The organism is Sphaerochaeta globosa str. Buddy (assembly GCF_000190435.1).
GTDB classification, from domain to species: Bacteria; Spirochaetota; Spirochaetia; order Sphaerochaetales; family Sphaerochaetaceae; genus Sphaerochaeta; species Sphaerochaeta globosa.
Genome location: NC_015152.1, coordinates 2,941,331 through 2,958,236 on the forward strand (window position 1 = coordinate 2,941,331; position 16,906 = coordinate 2,958,236).

Genomic DNA, 16,906 nt, shown 5'->3' on the forward strand with positions numbered 1-16,906 from the left:
CAGCCACTCAGCCCTCTGAATTGGAGGGCTTTTCTTCATCTCGTACAGCGTAGGTCTTGATGAAAGCTTCGGTTGGAGAACCATAGACCGATAAGAAACCGTCGAAAACACTCTGCCGCTCGGCAATCAATTGCTCAGCAACACGATTGCTGATGTTCTGTGGCGTGATGAGCAATACCATCTCCCTCTCGGGCTGCAATTCCAAGTTGATGAAGGGAATTCTTGCTGCTCTCTCTTCAGCACTGCCTCTTCCATGCAGGATGGTGGCACCGGCTGCTCCATGTTTTCGGGCAAGGTCGACTACCTCGGCGGCAAAACCGCGATTGACAACCACGAGGATGCATGTGTGGTCAACAGCTTTTTCTTCTGAAGCGGCTGCCATCTTCACCATGGGTATTTCTTGCGCACCATGCCTGGTTTTCTTTTGCCTGAATATTGTTCCTAACAGCATGATGGAAAAAACTGGAGCCATGGCAACCATGGCAATGACGCCGAATCCATCCACCAACACGTTTGCTGTCGGGATGGCCGAGGCGGCTCCTTGTGCAAAGGCCAGAACGAAGGTTGCCATCATCGGACCGGAAGCAACCCCTCCTGCATCAAATGCGATGCCGACAAACACGGGATTGCACCAAAACGACAAGAACAAAGCGAAAGCAAAACCCGGGAGCAGGAAATACCATAACTTCACTTCAGGAACAGTGATGCGAACCATGGAGAGTGAAATAGCGATGGCTGCACCCAAAGAGAGTGTCAGACGGATGAGTCCGAGAGGTATGGTACCTCCAGTGACTTCCTCGATCTGTACGCCCAGGACATGCACTGCCGGCTCCATGAGGACGACGATCAGGCCGAAGAGGAATCCTACTGCTATAAGGAGTCTCGTATCCATCGAGGCGATCTGCATACCAATCACCCTGCCCATATCCATGAAGCCTGCGTGTACACCGGATAGAAACAACACTAGACCGATAAGTACAAGCAATAGGCCTTTGATAATCCCAAGGATTTCCTTTCGCTTCAGTTTAAATTTGAATCCGTTGTACACAAAAAACAAGAGCGTGATCGGCAGGAGCGCGATCAGGGACTCCCTTAATGTTGCAGGAATACTTTCCAGAATCGGAGCGATTACCCCGACGGAAGGAATAAACACACTGGCCTCACCTTGAATGGTATGCTGCCCGGTGATGAAAGAGATGCACATGACTGCGAGGATGGGTCCGGCACTCATGATGCCAACCAAGCCAAATGAGTTTTCCTCGGCATGCCTGCCGCCTTTCGCCTGGGATAGCCCAAGTGTTAAAGCCAGTACGAAAGGAGTCGTCAAAGCTCCAGTGGTTGCTCCTGAAGCATCGAACGATATTGCAAGAAACTCCTCAGAAACTAGAAAGCCCAGTACAAGAATGACCAAGTAGGTCATCAGCAGGAAGATATTGATCGATGGCTTATCCCTGAGCAGGCGGAGAATGCCCAGTGAAATCAGCAGGCCCACCCCGCCTGACACCATATATACAATGAGCCTGCTTGAGAGGGTATGGCCCGACGCTTCCTCAATTTGTGAACCCAGGATCAAAAGATCAGGCTCGGCAACCGTAATGAGAAATCCCAACAAAAAACTTAAAATCACCACCCCTAGGAAGGTTTTGGAAGTAGCAACCTCATTGGACATGTACACGCCGATGGGGTGCATGGATAGGTCGATTCCCCATAAGAAAAGAGCAAGCCCCACCAAGAGCATCGTACTTCCAACCAAGAAGCGAATAAACATATCCGTTTCCACTTCTATGATGGTAAAACATAATGCCACCACAACCAGCACGAGAGGGACCAGTGATTGCAGGACTTCCTTGACTTTACCATAGAGAAGATTCATGACCTGACTCCCCTCTGCTCTGCAACTCTGTTCTCAAATAAACCACTGGTCCTGAGAACCGGAAGGATGAAGAGAATTCCATTACCTGGGTTCGCCAGGCTCAGTGATTCGGTAATACTCTCTTTGATCGCCTGCAGCGTATCTTTTTTGGATAGGATGATCACAATATCCTTCTGTGGTTCTATGTTCAGAGAAAAAAAGAAGTCCTTTGGTATACCCGCCCCATGTCCATGCACAATGGTGCCACCTCTCGCACCTGCTTTTCGTGCTGCGTACACGCATTCTACTCCCCTGCCCCGCTCCACAATAGTAAGAAGGGCAAAATAGTCATCCATAGGTTTTTGGCTGGGATCAGGCTTCTTTTCCACGGTATCCCAATTCTTGAATGGGATGGAGAATGCAATCCCCTTTCGTCGCTTATAAAATTTGAATGTTTGGAAGACCATCTCATGCAAGCCGACACACAGCTCATACCCTGCGCTGATGATCACAATTTCCTTGTGAGCTTGGGAAGGTCTGACTGTATTGAAGAATCTTGAGCGTGTGGTTCCTTCTGCGAGCAGAATGGTTCCCCCGATTGCTCCAAGCTCCTGGGCCTTTTGCAGCAGAATATTTGCCTTTCCTTTGTTGACAACAGCAAAAAATACGGTATCGATGGTAAGCTCCCTTGCACCTGATGAATACTCATAACCCATGTGTGTATACTATTGTTATACCATACTTTTCCTTGAATTCCCAAAAGATGTTCAAGCTCATGCATACACTACGCCCAACCAATCCTGTTGAGGTTGGCAAAGTTGTTGCCCTCAGGATTCCAATGGAAATCGGTTATTGCTTCTCTTGCAAAAGGTTGAGTCGATACCCAATAATTATTGCAATCAGCTCCAAGGGCAGCGGAATTTCCAGCGGCAGCTGAATCGCCCCCTTGCTGGTGGGAAACCCTGCCAGTTCGGCCTTAAGCGCTTGTATTGTATCAGGCTCAGGGTAGAGTCCGATATGGCTCTTGAACGCTGCCATCTGGATGATGTTCCCACCTTCGGCAAGCCTGAAGGTGGGCATTCTCCACGAAATGCATTCGCTTACAGAAGGGACCATCCGATGCACCAATGCACGAATTGCTTGCAATCGTTGTTGCTTCTCGCCATCGAATTGCTTGATGTAGTCATCCACCTCTGTTGCATATTCATTCATTGTTTCACTTCCACCTTTTGCACAGTGCATCAATCTCCGAGAGCTCCTTATTGGTAAAGTCGGACTTATTCTCTACAGCCTTCAGATTCACCTTCAGTTGCTCGGCACTGCTGGCGCCGATGAGCACGCTGGTGACCCGCTTGTCCACCAGAAGCCAGGAAATTGCCATCTCTGACAAGTTCTGCCCACGTTCCCGGGCAATGGCGTTCAAACCGTTGAGAAGCTCCACCCGCTCCTTAGTAATCGTCTCAGGCTTGAGGAAATAGCTTTTACTCGCCCGGGAGTCGGGGGGGATGCTGCCATCGAGGTAGCGGTTGGAGAGCAGGCCTTGGGCGAGCGGTGAGAAACAGATGGTTCCCGCCTCGCCTTTCATGCCATCCAACAGATGGTCGTCCTCGACCCATCGGTCGAGCATAGAGTAACGGACCTGATTGAGTACACAGGGACACCCCATCTCCTTGAGCAATGCCATGGCCTTAAGTGCATCGGTTCTATGGTAGTTGGAGATCCCTACATACAACGCCTTTCCCTGCCTGACCAACTGGGCGAGGGCTCCCATCGTCTCCTCAAGGGGCGTGTTGGGGTCGGGGCGGTGGTGGTAGAATATATCCACATACTCAAGCCCCATGCGCTTCAGGCTCGCATCACAACTGCTGATCAGGTACTTGCGGCTGCCCCACTCCCCATAGGGACCGGGCCACATGTAATAGCCTGCCTTGGTGGAGATCAGCATTTCGTCGCGATAGGATCCAAACTGATCACAAAGCATCTTGCCGAACCGGGTTTCTGCACTTCCAGCAGGCGGGCCGTAGTTGTTGGCAAGGTCGAAATGGGTAATTCCCTGGTCGAATGCGGTGCCGATCATCTGTCTGCACACAGCATCGTCCACTCCGTCTCCGAAGTTGTGCCAGAGGCCCAAGGAGAGAACGGGAAGTTTCAAACCGCTTTGTCCTGCGTAGCGGTACTGCATTGCATCATATCGAGTCTGTGCTGCTGTATAGGTATTCATAGTTACACTATACAACATCGATAGGTGTGGTCAAAGCAATTTTTCCTGTGCTATAGTCTGAGCATGCAAACTCTCCTAGACACGTTTTTGGAACTGGTAGCGTTCGACTCCCCGTCCTTCGAGGAGCAACACATTGCGTTGTTGCTCGAGCATGCACTGCTTGAGGCGGGACTGAGTACCGACTATGACGAAGCGGGAAACCTCTACGCCTACCTGCCCGGAACAGGCCCCACCATCCTCTTCAACGCCCATATGGACACCGTTGAGCTGGCCAGGGGTGCGAAGGCTGTCATCCAGGACGGTATCATCAGGACCGACGGAACAACCGCCCTCGGTGCCGATGATAAGGCCGCCCTCGCTGCCATCCTCTTCGCCTTGAGAACGATCAAGAATGAGAAGCGCGAGCATCCCAACTTGGTCATACTCTTCACTGTTGCCGAAGAGCAGGGACTCCTAGGTGCCAAACAACTACAAAAAGAGAAGCTTGGTGGTGTCCAGTACGGCTATACCTTCGATGCATCGCAGAGCGTAGGGTTAGCCATCACAGCCGCCCCATCCTACGATAAGATCGAGGCTACCTTCCTCGGCAAGGGTGCCCATGCAGGATTCAAGCCTGAAAGCGGAATCAGTGCCATCCAGATGGCAAGTCTTGCGGTAAGTTCCATGCCGCTATTGCGCATAGACAGCGAAACCACCGCCAATGTAGGGTCCTTCCTTGCCCCGGGAGCAAAGAATATTGTCTGCGACAAGGCCCATCTGGTTTTCGAAGCACGCAGCTTGGATAATGCCAAGCTCAAGAAACAGACAGACACCATGGTGCAAGCCCTCAAGGATGCTGCCCAAAGGTATGGCGGCCAGGTAACGATACAGCACGATCACCTCTATGAGGTCTATCACCATGCACAAGACAGCACCGTGCTGGCAACGTTCAAAAGCGCCTGCACGAAGCTTGGCCTTCCGTACCGCGAGGAACCCACCTTGGGAGGAAGCGATGCCAACATCCTCAACGAACTGGGCATTCCCACCTTGGTGTGCGGCATCGGCTATGAAGAAGCTCATACTACACGTGAGTATATTCCCATCAGTGAATTACAGCGTCTGGGCGCCTTGGTATTGGAGTTGGCTAGGCTATGAAGAAGATTACACTTATCGGCTGCGGGGCTGTTGGAGCTCTTTACGGACTAAGGCTTCATAATCTGCTGGGCAACCAGCATGTCTGTTTTCTGGTCGATGATGACCGAAAGAAACGCTACGAGCAGCAGGGCATCCTACTCAACGGCGAACGGGCACCCTTTCGCTACTGTACTGCTGAAGAGGCACAGGTAGCCGACCTGATCATTCTCGCAACGAAGAACCATCATTTGGGAGCCGCAATTGAGTTGATGAGGTCCTCAGTCGGTCCAAAAACTGTAATTCTTTCCTTGCTCAACGGCATCGAGAGTGAACAGCTTCTAGCTTCGGCATTCGGGCAGGAGAAAGTTCTGTACAGCTTTGCCGTCGGACTGAACTCCACCCATATGGGCAATACCATCACCTATACAGCCGAGGGACGTATTGTGTTTGGTGAGAAGGACAACGCGATCAGCGAGCGGGTTGTGGCGATCAAGGACCTCTTTGAAAGCGCGGGCATAGCCTACGTGGTTCCAGAGGATATCCAGCTGCAGATGTGGAACAAGTTCATGCTCAACACAACCTACAACACGATCAGCAGTCTACTCTACGCAACCTATTCTGAATTCGACCAACCATCGGTACTGAACTTGGCCCATCTGATCTGTAAGGAAGTACAACTGGTGGCACAATGCGAAGGAGGGCACCTGCCTGACTCCCTGATAGAACAGAACCATAAAATCGTCTGCAGCCTCGGAGTTGAGGGCAAGACCTCAATGTGTCAGGATATGGAGGCAGGCAGGAAGACCGAGAACGCCTGGTTCTGCGGGACGGTGATCAAGCTGGGCAACAAGCATGGTATACCTACCCCCACCTGTCAGGCACTATCGCTTTTGGTGGAGGCCAAGGAGCATATCGTTCTCAGCGGCCAAGCTCAGAAAAGGCGTTGATTTTTGCGATTTTCAGCTTGGCAGTCAGTTCGGTTAGCTTCTTTGCTGTGCAATTGTTGCAGTACACATGAAAATCTGCATCCGATGAGGGAACATCCTTTGCCATCTCCAGCAAAAGGTGCTTTTCCAGAATCCTGACTGCAGGTACGTTATACTTGCGGGCCAATTCATCGCGGGCAATGAAGAAGTGCTTAAGAAAGACCTTCTCCTCCCGAGAGAGATATTTCCACGAGGAGAACTTGGTCCAACCCGGTTTGTCCGGTCCCTTGCTCTTTCCAGCCTGCAGCATTTCAAGGGCGACTTTCTCAGTCAGTCCCTTTTTCTCCACTTCCCCATCCAGGATATCCTTAAGAACAAGCAGGTGCTCAACATCGGAGAGGGCGTATTCAATCTGGTCGCTCTTCAGCGGACGGATAAGCCAGTTGGTCATCTGGTTTTTCTTTTTGCTGGAGAGGTTGGGCTTTTCCGCCTCAGGTATATAGCGCTCCACCAACCCGGTAAGGTTGCCGATATATCCGAGAGCCAGGGCTGCAATGCGAATATCGTACACCCCATCGAGCAAGATATCATATTGCTTGCGCACCAAGGCTGAGTCGCTGGCACAGTCGAACATCACCTTGAGGAGGGAAGCATCCTCCAAGAAGGCCTTCAGGGCCTCTTTGGAAAGGGTGAATGGGTCGACCAACGCGTAGGCTGATCCATCAAAAAGTTGGATGAGACAGAGGTGTTCCCCGTAGATATGCAGGTTGAACTCCCCTTCAAAATCCATGGCAACCGTAGTGATGCCCTGCTCTTTCCATTGTGACTGCAACAGATTCAGTTTTGCATCGGAGTCAATCAAGGTGTATGTATGCATAGGAGGACAGCATATCAAATTGAGAAGAAAGAGAGAACCTCTTCTCTGCGTGTATCGGAAGTAATGAAAATTACAAAATATGCTTTTATATCATATTATTCATATTTTTTGTACATTATTGATAATATAACCAGTATATAAGTAAGTATAGTCATTTTTTATATGCTAATTTTTATATTATTATGTATTTTGCCTAAAATGGTTTTGCTTTTCTTAGAAATCTTTCTACATTCCACTCAATCCACTTAACACGATAAATAAATATCGATATCTTTTAGTCATCCATCAGATTCCAAGGAGTTGAGCAATGAGTACCATGAGTTTTTCCATTCCCCGAACCATCTATTACGGAGAAGGTTCACTTGAAAAACTTTCCACGTTGAAAGGCAAACGCGCCGCTATCGTCACTGGAGGGAGCTCCATGAAAAAATTCGGTTTTCTCGAGCAGACAGTAGCCCTGCTTCAGAAAGCCGGTATCGAGTCGATCATCATCGACGGGGTTGAACCCAACCCCTCGGTCGAGACCGTCAAAAAGGGTGCGCAGAGCATGCTCGATTTTGGTCCCGATTGGATCGTAGCCATCGGAGGCGGCTCGGCTCTGGATGCAGCAAAAGTCATGTGGTGCTTCTATGAGCATCCCGAGCTCAGCTTCGAGGATATCATCACACCCGGAAGCATGCCCGCCCTGCGTACCAAGGCCAAGTTCATTGCCATCCCTTCAACCAGTGGAACTGCAAGCGAAATTACTGCGTTCAGTGTTATCACCGATACTGCAAAGCACATTAAATACCCGATTGTAGCAGCCGATATGGTTCCCGATATCGCCATCCTCGACCCTGCACTTCCGATGACCATGCCCAAGCATATCACCGCTAATACCGGGATGGATGTCATGGCCCATGCGGTGGAAGCCCTCGCTTCGACTGCAGCGACGGCTTTCACCGATCCGTATGCCATCCAGGCGATCAAGATGGTGCTCGAGAGCCTGCCGGTAGCGTACGCAGAGCCGAAGAACATGGCCGCCCGTGAAGCAATGCATGAAGCTTCCGCCTTAGCCGGCATGGCCTTTACCAATGCCTCCCTGGGCTTGGTCCATTCGATGGCCCATAAAATCGGAGGGGAATTCGGTGTCACCCATGGCCTTGCCAATGCCATTCTGCTTCCCTATGTCATCGCCTACAACCGCAAATTCAGTGACAAGTATGACTATGCTGAAAAAATTCTGGGACTTGGGGACCTTTGCAAGGCAATCGATGGGATGAACAAGAAAATGGGTATCCCCTCCACGTTCAAGGATTGCACCGAGGTTGACTTCAACGAGGCAAAATTCAAGGAAGTACTGGACCGCATGAGCAAGAATGCATGGGAAGATCCTTGTACGCTGACCAATCCCGGAAAGCCTACCATAGCAGATGTAAAAATGCTTTTTGAGGCTGCTTACTACGGGAAGGCAGTAAAATAACGAGAAGCTGATTATCAAAGGAAGACCGCTCAAATCGAGCGGTCTTCTTACTTTTCTACTACGTGTTCTTGTTATACCTGGGTCTTGGGCAAGGCAAGGTTCAAGAGAATGCCGACAAGCGTAGCAAGTGCGACGCCGGCAAGCGAGAAGGTCAGGTTCTGGCCCATTGCAAAGGAAAGGGTTCCCCCACCGATGCCGATGACCAGAATCACGCTGCTGATGGTCAAGTTGCGCTTGTCCTCATAATTCACTCCTGCATCAACCAGCGTTCTGAGTCCGCTGGAAGCAATGGTGCCGAAGAGCAGCATCGAGATGCCTCCGAGCACTGGATTCGGAATGGTCTGAATAAGTGCTCCGAATTTGGGGAAGAATGACAGGAGGATTGCAACCACTGCGGCTCCACCGGTTACCCAGACGCTGTAAACGCGGGTAAGTGCCAATACTCCGATGTTCTCACCGTAGGTGGTGTTGGGAGGTCCACCCCAGAACGATGCCCAAAGCGTTGCAATACCATCACCGGCAAGCGTCCTGTCGAGGCCTGGATCCTTGTAGAAGTCCTTTCCCACTACTTTGGAAATGGTCAGGGTATCTCCAAGGTGTTCGCAGATGGTTGCCAGCGATACTATAATAAAGGTTACGGCCGCCACCAAATTGAACTTGGGAAGGGCAAAGGAGGGAAGCCCGAACCAAGCAGCCTCTTTGACTGCTGCAAAGCTGATCAAGGCATACTGAGGAAAAAGAAGCCCGAGAATGAGGGCGAAGAAGTAGCCCCCGAACAGGCCCAGGAGAATCGGGATAATACTGAAAAAGCCCTTGGAGAAAATGTTTGCCACAATGGTAAGAGCCAGTGTGACTGCTGCGATTGACAGGTAGAAGAGGCTGTAGTTGCCGCTTGCATCGTTCATTGCCATCCCCATTGCGGTGGGAGCAAGGTTCATGCCGATGACTACGATGACCGAGCCGATGACTACCGGTGGCAGGGCTTTGTTCAACCATGCATACCCGGCTTTCTTGATGATGAAGGCTACCAGGGTATAGAAAAGACCGGAGACGAAGGCACCACCCATGGCATAGGCCACCCCATAACTACTGCTGATGGCTATAAGGGCAGGGATGAATGCAAACGAAGAACCCAAGAAAGCCGGAACCTTTGCCCCGGTAATCAGGATGTAGAGCAGGGTTCCCGTACCAGCGGTGAAGAGCGCCGTACTGGGGCTCAATCCGGTGAGGATGGGTACGAGAATGGTCGCACCGAACATCGCGAAGACATGCTGGATACTCAAAGGAATCCACTGTCCCAATGGCGGCTTGTCGGCCGGACCATACTTTACAAAGCTGGATGGTTGGTTTGCCATCAGAGAGCTCCTTGAACCTGTGCACACAAAGAACCTGGGCTCTTGGTACAGGAAACAGGCAGAGGGGGATGATGACTTGCAGGAAGTCTCTCCATCCTACCGAGAATTCAAAGAGTGTGGGAAGTGCAAACATGCATGAATATGCAAAATATGTGCAAAATTGGCACCAAATTGCAACATCATGCCAATCTGCGCAACGAATCTTCCTGATCGAACACTTTCTCCTGGATAGGGCAAAGTTCAAGCATTGCAAGCTGAACCGTGCGGTTCAAAGCGGAAAACTGCTCACTTTCATAAAAATCGCGAAGAATCATGCGGGCTACCCGCCTGCGCTCAGCACCGATTTTTCTTCCCGGTCTCTCCGATCTCTTCTCTTGTGTGTTCATGCTACCTCCTGAAAAGGGGGGAAAGCGCTCCATACAGCAGCAGTATGGGTGAAGAGACTAAGACACATACTATAAAGAGCACCATCAAAGGCACTGATGATAGCATCCTGTCATACCACACGGGTAGATTGTTTGTCTGTTCACGCATACACTCCCCTCCTTGTTTCTGATTCCAGTTTACGGCAGGTAGTGTGACACAGAATGTCTCAGTTAAAAGTTTTTATACGATTTTGCATGGACTCGACGGTTTCCGTATAGAGTTTAACAAACTCAGGAGGATCGATGGGCCGTGCTTGGGAGCCGAAGAATAAGAGTGATGAGAGAATTTCTTGCAGGTTTGCTACGGGGAGTGTCACTTCCAGAGCATCCTGCCCTGCTTCCTTGACCAGCCTCTGCTTTTGCTTTTCATGCCACGTTTGGGTTGCCAGCGTATTGATTGCCCAGCCGTAGACACGGAAGGTCACATAGGTAACCGTTTTGCCCATGAAAATACCATAGCCGGAGTGGATGAATGCATCAAGCTCTGCCTCGCTGTAGCGATCTTTCATTAGGTCCCCTGCAATCGGGGAAAGGGAGATGATTCTGCTGAGGTGGAAGGTCCTGAGCTCCTTGTGCTGCATGTCATAGGAGACAAGGTACCAGCGAGCGCTGTAATTAATCAGCTTCAGCGGCTCAATGTGCCGCTTGGAGAGCTCTCCGTTGGCATTCTTATAGTGCATGGTCATACGCTCTGCGCTCTTCATTGCCGCGCAGATCGTATTGAAAACCTCGTAGTCGGGCCAATCCTGAACCGGGGTTATGAACACAATTTTCTCGGCCAAGGGCCGGTAACTTTTTTCCAATCCACTATCAAGCCCTTCGCTGATCATTTCTGTCAAAGCCCCCATAAGTCCCTGAGACTGTGCAAGGCTTCTAAAAAGGGCGTTCAGCACCAACATTCGTTCATTGGAATTGGAAAAGAGGGTGAAGCTTTGGGAATAGCTATACCACCGTTTCTCAGCTTCGTAGCGTATGGGTGCTTTCAGTTGGTCGCGTAGAAACTCGATGTCCCGCAACACCTGCCTGCGCGAAAGGCAAAACTCGCGCATGATCGCCCTGGTTTGTACACCACCCTCTTGTTCGATGGTTCGATTGATGAAAACGATGCGTTCCAATTGGCTCATGATGCCAGTATACACAAAAAGGCTCTCCCGTGAAGGAGAGCCGTAGTACAGAATCCGTAAGAAACGCTACTTACTTGGCAGCCTTGAGGTTTGCCTCGAGCTGATCCAGGAAGGTTGCGAGTTCCTTGGGAAGCTTATCACCGAACTTCGGGTAGTGGTTGGCGCGGATGTCTTCGACTTCATTGATCCAGCCGTCGATATCTACAGCAAGCAGCTCCTTCATATCCTCAACAGTAACGCCTTCAGGACGATCGATGGCGTCTGCAGTGGGCATAATGCCGATCGGGGTGTCGATGGTCTTTGCAGTACCTTCACAGGCCTCGAAGACCCACTTCAGGACACGGCTGTTCTCACCATAACCCGGCCAGAGCCACTTGCCGTCTTCGGTCTTGCGGAACCAGTTGACATAGAAAATCTTGGGAAGCTTGCTCTGATCCTTGGCAGCCTTACCGACGTTGATCCAGTGCTGGAAATACTCACCCATGTTGTAACCACAGAAGGGGAGCATGGCAAACGGGTCACGGCGGACAGTACCGACCTTGAGGTCGAGGGCAGCTGCAGTGATTTCGGAACCGACAATTGAACCAAGGAACACACCGTGGTTCCAGTCATGACTCTGGTGTACCAAGGGGATGGTCTTCGGGCGGCGGCCACCGAACAGGATTGCGCTGATGGGCACACCCTTCGGGTCTTCCCATTCAGTTGCAATGCTGGGGCACTGCTTCGCAGGAGCGGTGAAACGTGCATTGGGGTGAGCTGCAGGCTTCTGGGTCTTGTCACCCTTTCTCTGCACCCATTCGTTGCCGTTCCAGTCGATCAACTTGCCAGGAGCATCGTAGCCGATGCCTTCCCACCAAATGTCGTTGTCCTCGGTGAGGGCACAGTTGGTGTAGATGGTGTTCTTGGAAGCGGCAATCAAAGCATTGTGGTTGGAATCAGAGGAAGTGCCGGGGGCAACACCAAAGAAACCAGCTTCCGGGTTGATGGCATACAATCTGCCGTCAGAGCCGTACTTCATCCAGGCAATGTCATCACCGACGGTCTCAACCTTCCATCCGGGGATGGTGGGAATGAGCATGGCCAGGTTGGTCTTGCCGCAAGCGGAGGGGAAAGCACCGGTGACAAAAATGCTCTTGCCAGCGGGATTGGAAATCTTGAGGATGAGCATGTGCTCAGCGAGCCAGCCTTCATCGCGGGCAAGGACGGAAGCGATGCGCAGGGCAAGGCACTTCTTTCCAAGCAGGGCGTTTCCACCATAGCCGGAACCATAGGACCAAATCTCGCGGGTCTCGGGGAAATGGGAGATATACTTGTCGTCAAGCGGGGCGCAAGGCCAGACGCCATTGTCGCTTTCACCCTCAGCCAGCGGTTTGCCGACAGAGTGGTAGCAGGGGACATAGGCACCGTCAGTTCCAAGAACATCCAGAACCTTCAAGCCGACACGGGTCATGATCATCATGTTGATGACAACGTACGCGCTGTCGGTCAGCTCTACACCAATCTTTGCAATGGGGGAACCGATGGGGCCCATGGAGAACGGAATAACATACAGGGTACGACCCTTCATGCAGCCCTTGTACAGGCCGGTCATGGTCTTCTTCAGCTCAGTGGGATCGATCCAGTTGTTGGTCGGACCTGCTGCTTCCTTGTTTTGGGCAGCGATATACGTTCTGTTCTCTACACGAGCAACGTCGGAAGGATCAGAATTGTATGCTACACAACCAGGCTTCTTTTCGGGATTCAATGCTACACAATATCCGCCGGCAAGCTGCTCGGCTACCAATTGGTCATACTGTGCGGAACTTCCGTCTGCAATAACGATCTCATTGGGGGTCGTAAGCGCTGCAAAATCCAAGATCCATTTCTTGAGCCCAGCATGCTTAATGTCATTGACGTTCATGGACAACTCCTTATCTGTAAGTTTCATGCAATTCTTCTTAAAGTTGAGAATTGCGCCTTTCCACGTTACCTTTTTTTTAAATCTTTATCAATACAATTGACAATAGCCTTTTCAAAACCTTGCCAACTAAAACATCGTTCCATGGAATCGCGAATTAAAGCTGATATAGAGTTCAGGGGGAACATCCTGGGGAATATCCAGCAAATAATCCGATATCTTACGAATTCGCTCTTTTAAGGTATCCTTCTTGTTTACCTGAGCTTCCTTGAGAGCCTCCAGGCATTCCGCAACGATTTGGTGGCTATTCTTTACTTCCTGGATAGCCGACTTGAAGCGTTGGCTCAGATCCAGAATTATATGGGTCGTCTCCTCGGGATGGGCTGCAATAAAGGCGGGGAAATTTTGTTGGGAAATCTCAACCAAAACACAATCGGAAAGCGCAACAGCGGTAGCATTCCTTGGTTCCTTATCGAACAGGCCCATCTCTCCCAGACTCGAACCGGGTTTTGAAATCTCAAAAAGTTCGAATTGCTGAGGAGTATGGTAGTTGAGGTACAACCCCACAGAACCGCTTCTTAGCAGAAACATTGAAGAACAAGGAGCCCCCTGCTCATACACAACCGTCCCCTTGGGGACCTCCAAAACAGGATTTCCGGCATCATGCTGCATAGTCATAGGCTGCCTCCTTCACTACGTAATTATACCCTGTGAGCAGTATTCAGAACAAGGGTGGGCCTTTATTCTTGATTTCAGGCATTTTTAATAGAGCGGGCAAGCAAGGATTCTTTGCTCAGGACGTGGTAGAGCCTCCCTCGTGCAAAATCGCCTAGATTGACACTGATGCGGTGCGCGACTACCCTAAGGCTATGACAGAACTCGCTCTCCCTGCAGGGTCCCTGCAAGCTGCCCTTGTGGCCTTCTCAGAAGGCGCTGATGCCGTTTACCTTGGCATGAAAAGTTTCTCAGCCCGAAAAATGGCAACCAACTTCAGTTTTGAAGACCTTGCAAAACTCAGGCAGGTTGCTCTCACCCAAGATAAGAAAATCTATGTGACGGTCAACACCTTGGTTGATGACAGCCAACTTGGCGAAGTTATCAACACCCTCAAGCAGATTGCGTTCATCGGATGCGATGGCGTCATCGTCCAAGACTTGGGAATCGTCGGCATAATCCGCCAGCAATTCCCTTCCCTGGCGCTGCATGGCAGCACCCAGTTGGCAGTGCATACCATCCAAGGGGTACGCGAGATGGTCCGCCTTGGATTCGAGCGTGTGGTCCTTGCCCGCGAACTCACCTTCGAGGAGATCAAGCTTATCCGCGAGGCTTGTCCCGATGTACAACTGAAGGTCTTCATCCATGGTGCATTGTGCTATAGCTTCTCCGGTCTTTGCATGGCAAGCGAGCAGCTGTGCGGACGCAGTGCAAACTGCGGCGCCTGCGCCCAGATCTGCCGCAACTATTTCTCCGTCTGTGCCGATCCTGAGGTGAATGCCGCTCTCAGCCCGATTCCCGAAGGCCAACGCGATGGGTGGTTTTTCTCTATGAGCGATCTGAAAGCAGGTCCGGTGGCAAAAGAGTTGCAGGACCTTGGCATCGAGAGCCTAAAGATTGAAGGAAGAATGAAAAGCCCTGCCTATACGGCACTCGCCGCCCGTTATTACCGTTCGATCCTGGATGGGAAACAAGACACTGAAGAAATGGATGAGGCTCTGAGCATCGTCTTCTCACGCAGACAGACAGCAGGATGGCTAGCCGGTTACGGAAGAACAAAGCAAGACTTCTCCATCAGGAAAACCCCGACCCTGGGTAGCACCAGCTACCCTTCCCATCGCGGTTTGAAGGCGGGCACCATCCTGTTGGTCCAGGAAGGCAAGGCCCAGGTCCGCCTCGAGCGCAAGCTGAGTCTTCGTGACGGATTGATGTATTTCGCCAAGGGCAAGCGAGAGCCGGTTGATGCGGTGAAGTTCGGCCTTTCCATGATCATCGACCAAAGGGGAAGGAGCATCACCGAAGCCTATCGAGGCGAAACGATACAAATAAACCTACCTTCCTCCACCGTCTTACCCCGAGCCGGGGAACAGCTTATGGTTATCAGCCGCCACGACCAGAATATCGCACTCCTTTCTGAAAGTCTCAATCCGTCAAAAAAGCCCATCGATATGACCATAACCCTTGAAAATGAAGGGCTTACTCTCTCATCGGGTCAGGGAACCCAATACTTTGCCCTGCAACTATCACAAGCAAACATGAAGCAGGAAACCAAAGCCAATCTCACGCAGATTTTCAGTCAGAGTGATACCTCATACTTCACCCTCGGGACGCTGAGCTTGGAAAATCGTACCGCCTTTGCTGTGGATGATCTGTTTTTGCCGCTCTCTGCACTCAAGGCGATACGAAGGGCGTGGTATGAGAGTCTGGACAGGAATCTGGCCCAGTTCTTCACTGCAGCAGAAACCATCGAGCCGATCACCGACAAGCTGGAAACCGAGTGCCTGCCTCCCCGCTCAACTTTACAGACTATTGAGAAACTTCCCTTCCTTGACTTGAAGCTGCTCAGGCAGAAAGCCGAACAAGGCGAAGCACTTTCACCAATGCTCTTCAGCTTTGAGAACCGCTTGTATCTTCCTCTCAGTCCGGTGATGTTCGACGAAGGGCGGTTCACCGATGACCTCACCTTTATAGTTGCAAAACTCCGTGATGAGGGCATACTCGACCAGGTCCTATTCGGTCTGAACAACATCGGTCAGATTTCCTATTTCAGAGAAACCCAAATCGCTTGTTTCCTTGACATCTATCTGTACCTCGCAAACAGTGAGGCAGCCAAGCTCGCCCTCACCCTCGGGCTCAACTTCAAGGGGGCTTACTTGTGGATGGAGCGGCATGAGGGTGACTTCACCACGTGGCCGTTTGTTCCTACAGTTGTTGAGGCAGCTTACACCCCGCCTCTATTCATCAGCCGCTCGTGCTTCCGCCATGACTCGCTCATGCTGAGCTGTGAAGGCTGCCCTCACCGGGGCTCCTGGTACGTGAAGGGAGACAAGGATCGTTATAAGGTCTTGGTTGAGGATTGCATTACGTATTTGGTAAAAGCCTAGGAAAGCAGGGTTTCGAATACCGTTCTGAACTGTTCAAACCGATAGGCTACCGGGAAGGCGAGCTCGCCTTGCCGGTGAATTTCCTCCAGCTCTGAGAGGGTCACCCACTTATATGCGGAAGTTTCGCCCTCCTGCAACCGGATGGCTTGATTCTCCACAGTTTTCCTGACCAGGTAGATGTCTACGAAAGAGAACCTCTTGCGTGCAGTACCAAGGAAAACCAACTCATCATCGGTTGCCACAATACCGGTCTCCTCTTTCAGCTCCCTGAGGGCTCCCTGACGGCTCGTCTCACCGCTGACTACCGAACCGGAGGTGTTTTCCCATAGGTTCGGATACAACTCCTTCTCTTCGGAGCGAAGTGTCACCAACAGCTTGTTTTCCTGGTTGACTGTCCATATCGAGACCACCACATGGTAGGTATTCTCCGGTAAGGAGAGGCCGCGCAGATGTGTTCTGCCGAGTGCTTTTCGGTCGGTGTCATAGAGATCCCAATACTCTGCCATTGTCTCTCCTTGGTTCGGACAGTCTACGATTATGGATGCACTGTGACAAG

General features: G+C 51.1%; 15 protein-coding genes. 4 read left to right on the forward strand and 11 right to left on the reverse strand.

Translation table 11 applies throughout. The features are described from left to right. Positions 1 to 7: 7 nt before the first annotated feature. From SPIBUDDY_RS13690 to SPIBUDDY_RS13705, 4 genes are all read right to left on the reverse strand, one after another. Positions 8 to 1,873, reverse strand: coding sequence for a DUF1538 domain-containing protein (locus SPIBUDDY_RS13690; RefSeq protein WP_013608362.1), 1,866 nt, complete (start codon positions 1,871 to 1,873; stop codon positions 8 to 10). Further along, on the reverse strand, positions 1,870 to 2,568 hold the full coding sequence (locus SPIBUDDY_RS13695) for a P-II family nitrogen regulator (RefSeq protein ID WP_013608363.1): 699 nt from the start codon (positions 2,566 to 2,568) through the stop codon (positions 1,870 to 1,872). The genes SPIBUDDY_RS13690 and SPIBUDDY_RS13695 overlap by 4 nt, the downstream gene beginning before the upstream one ends. 133 nt (positions 2,569 to 2,701) lie before the next feature. Continuing rightward, positions 2,702 to 3,094 carry an iron chaperone gene (locus tag SPIBUDDY_RS13700; protein ID WP_081454664.1) on the reverse strand — a complete coding sequence of 131 codons (393 nt, stop codon included), beginning with the start codon at positions 3,092 to 3,094 and terminating at the stop codon, positions 2,702 to 2,704. Further along, positions 3,069 to 4,073, reverse strand: a complete 1,005-nt coding sequence (locus SPIBUDDY_RS13705) for an aldo/keto reductase (RefSeq protein ID WP_013608365.1) — start codon at positions 4,071 to 4,073, stop codon at positions 3,069 to 3,071. The genes SPIBUDDY_RS13700 and SPIBUDDY_RS13705 overlap by 26 nt, the downstream gene beginning before the upstream one ends. Positions 4,074 to 4,136: 63 nt before the next feature. Here SPIBUDDY_RS13705 and SPIBUDDY_RS13710 point away from each other — a divergent pair, with 63 nt between their 5' ends. After that, positions 4,137 to 5,207, forward strand: coding sequence for a M20/M25/M40 family metallo-hydrolase (locus SPIBUDDY_RS13710; RefSeq protein ID WP_013608366.1), 1,071 nt, complete (start codon positions 4,137 to 4,139; stop codon positions 5,205 to 5,207). Beyond that, positions 5,204 to 6,133, forward strand: a complete 930-nt coding sequence (locus SPIBUDDY_RS13715; protein WP_013608367.1) for a ketopantoate reductase family protein — start codon at positions 5,204 to 5,206, stop codon at positions 6,131 to 6,133. The genes SPIBUDDY_RS13710 and SPIBUDDY_RS13715 overlap by 4 nt, the downstream gene beginning before the upstream one ends. On the opposite strand, the gene SPIBUDDY_RS13720 is transcribed toward SPIBUDDY_RS13715, so the two are convergent. Then, positions 6,105 to 6,989 (reverse strand): HRDC domain-containing protein, encoded by an 885-nt coding sequence (locus SPIBUDDY_RS13720; RefSeq protein WP_013608368.1) that lies wholly within the window; start codon positions 6,987 to 6,989, stop codon positions 6,105 to 6,107. The two genes, SPIBUDDY_RS13715 and SPIBUDDY_RS13720, sit on opposite strands and share 29 nt — an antisense overlap. 307 nt (positions 6,990 to 7,296) lie before the next feature. Between SPIBUDDY_RS13720 and SPIBUDDY_RS13725 the strand changes: the two genes are divergently transcribed. Further along, positions 7,297 to 8,451 (forward strand): iron-containing alcohol dehydrogenase, encoded by a 1,155-nt coding sequence (locus tag SPIBUDDY_RS13725; RefSeq protein ID WP_013608369.1) that lies wholly within the window; start codon positions 7,297 to 7,299, stop codon positions 8,449 to 8,451. Positions 8,452 to 8,522: 71 nt separating this feature from the next. On the opposite strand, the gene SPIBUDDY_RS13730 is transcribed toward SPIBUDDY_RS13725, so the two are convergent. The 5 genes from SPIBUDDY_RS13730 to SPIBUDDY_RS13750 all read right to left on the reverse strand — a co-directional run bounded on the left by SPIBUDDY_RS13730 (position 8,523) and on the right by SPIBUDDY_RS13750 (position 13,930). Beyond that, the gene (locus SPIBUDDY_RS13730; RefSeq protein WP_013608370.1) at positions 8,523 to 9,806 is read right to left on the reverse strand and encodes a uracil-xanthine permease family protein; all 1,284 of its coding nucleotides are present in this window, start codon (positions 9,804 to 9,806) and stop codon (positions 8,523 to 8,525) included. A gap of 179 nt (positions 9,807 to 9,985) precedes the next feature. After that, positions 9,986 to 10,192, reverse strand: a complete 207-nt coding sequence (locus tag SPIBUDDY_RS13735) for a hypothetical protein (RefSeq protein WP_013608371.1) — start codon at positions 10,190 to 10,192, stop codon at positions 9,986 to 9,988. A gap of 206 nt (positions 10,193 to 10,398) precedes the next feature. After that, positions 10,399 to 11,355: a helix-turn-helix transcriptional regulator gene (locus SPIBUDDY_RS13740; RefSeq protein WP_049787910.1), complete on the reverse strand. Its 957-nt coding sequence runs from the start codon at positions 11,353 to 11,355 to the stop codon at positions 10,399 to 10,401. A 70-nt stretch (positions 11,356 to 11,425) separates the two neighbouring features. Further along, complete coding sequence (locus SPIBUDDY_RS13745) at positions 11,426 to 13,282, reverse strand: phosphoenolpyruvate carboxykinase (GTP) (RefSeq protein ID WP_081454665.1); 1,857 nt, start codon at positions 13,280 to 13,282, stop codon at positions 11,426 to 11,428. 99 nt (positions 13,283 to 13,381) lie between these two features. After that, positions 13,382 to 13,930 (reverse strand): cyclic nucleotide-binding domain-containing protein, encoded by a 549-nt coding sequence (locus tag SPIBUDDY_RS13750; protein ID WP_013608375.1) that lies wholly within the window; start codon positions 13,928 to 13,930, stop codon positions 13,382 to 13,384. Positions 13,931 to 14,121: 191 nt separating this feature from the next. On the opposite strand from SPIBUDDY_RS13750, the gene SPIBUDDY_RS13755 reads away from it, so the two are divergent. After that, complete coding sequence (locus tag SPIBUDDY_RS13755; protein WP_013608376.1) at positions 14,122 to 16,350, forward strand: U32 family peptidase; 2,229 nt, start codon at positions 14,122 to 14,124, stop codon at positions 16,348 to 16,350. Here the strand turns inward: SPIBUDDY_RS13755 and SPIBUDDY_RS13760 are convergent. After that, positions 16,347 to 16,856, reverse strand: a complete 510-nt coding sequence (locus SPIBUDDY_RS13760; RefSeq protein ID WP_013608377.1) for an NUDIX hydrolase — start codon at positions 16,854 to 16,856, stop codon at positions 16,347 to 16,349. The genes SPIBUDDY_RS13755 and SPIBUDDY_RS13760 overlap by 4 nt on opposite strands. Positions 16,857 to 16,906: the final 50 nt, after the last annotated feature.

Excerpts from the sequence above, each read along its gene's own strand:
- SPIBUDDY_RS13750 (WP_013608375.1), bottom strand. The coding sequence starts at position 13,930 with ATGACTATGCAGCATGATGCCGGAAATCCTGTTTTGGAGGTCCCCAAG.
- SPIBUDDY_RS13715 (WP_013608367.1), top strand. The coding sequence starts at position 5,204 with ATGAAGAAGATTACACTTATCGGCTGCGGGGCTGTTGGAGCTCTTTAC.
- SPIBUDDY_RS13705 (WP_013608365.1), bottom strand. The coding sequence starts at position 4,073 with ATGAATACCTATACAGCAGCACAGACTCGATATGATGCAATGCAGTAC.
- SPIBUDDY_RS13745 (WP_081454665.1), bottom strand. The coding sequence starts at position 13,282 with ATGAAACTTACAGATAAGGAGTTGTCCATGAACGTCAATGACATTAAG.
- SPIBUDDY_RS13700 (WP_081454664.1), bottom strand. The coding sequence starts at position 3,094 with ATGCACTGTGCAAAAGGTGGAAGTGAAACAATGAATGAATATGCAACA.
- SPIBUDDY_RS13710 (WP_013608366.1), top strand. The coding sequence starts at position 4,137 with ATGCAAACTCTCCTAGACACGTTTTTGGAACTGGTAGCGTTCGACTCC.
- SPIBUDDY_RS13735 (WP_013608371.1), bottom strand. The coding sequence starts at position 10,192 with ATGAACACACAAGAGAAGAGATCGGAGAGACCGGGAAGAAAAATCGGT.
- SPIBUDDY_RS13760 (WP_013608377.1), bottom strand. The coding sequence starts at position 16,856 with ATGGCAGAGTATTGGGATCTCTATGACACCGACCGAAAAGCACTCGGC.
- SPIBUDDY_RS13725 (WP_013608369.1), top strand. The coding sequence starts at position 7,297 with ATGAGTACCATGAGTTTTTCCATTCCCCGAACCATCTATTACGGAGAA.
- SPIBUDDY_RS13695 (WP_013608363.1), bottom strand. The coding sequence starts at position 2,568 with ATGGGTTATGAGTATTCATCAGGTGCAAGGGAGCTTACCATCGATACC.
- SPIBUDDY_RS13720 (WP_013608368.1), bottom strand. The coding sequence starts at position 6,989 with ATGCATACATACACCTTGATTGACTCCGATGCAAAACTGAATCTGTTG.
- SPIBUDDY_RS13740 (WP_049787910.1), bottom strand. The coding sequence starts at position 11,355 with ATGAGCCAATTGGAACGCATCGTTTTCATCAATCGAACCATCGAACAA.
- SPIBUDDY_RS13755 (WP_013608376.1), top strand. The coding sequence starts at position 14,122 with ATGACAGAACTCGCTCTCCCTGCAGGGTCCCTGCAAGCTGCCCTTGTG.
- SPIBUDDY_RS13690 (WP_013608362.1), bottom strand. The coding sequence starts at position 1,873 with ATGAATCTTCTCTATGGTAAAGTCAAGGAAGTCCTGCAATCACTGGTC.
- SPIBUDDY_RS13730 (WP_013608370.1), bottom strand. The coding sequence starts at position 9,806 with ATGGCAAACCAACCATCCAGCTTTGTAAAGTATGGTCCGGCCGACAAG.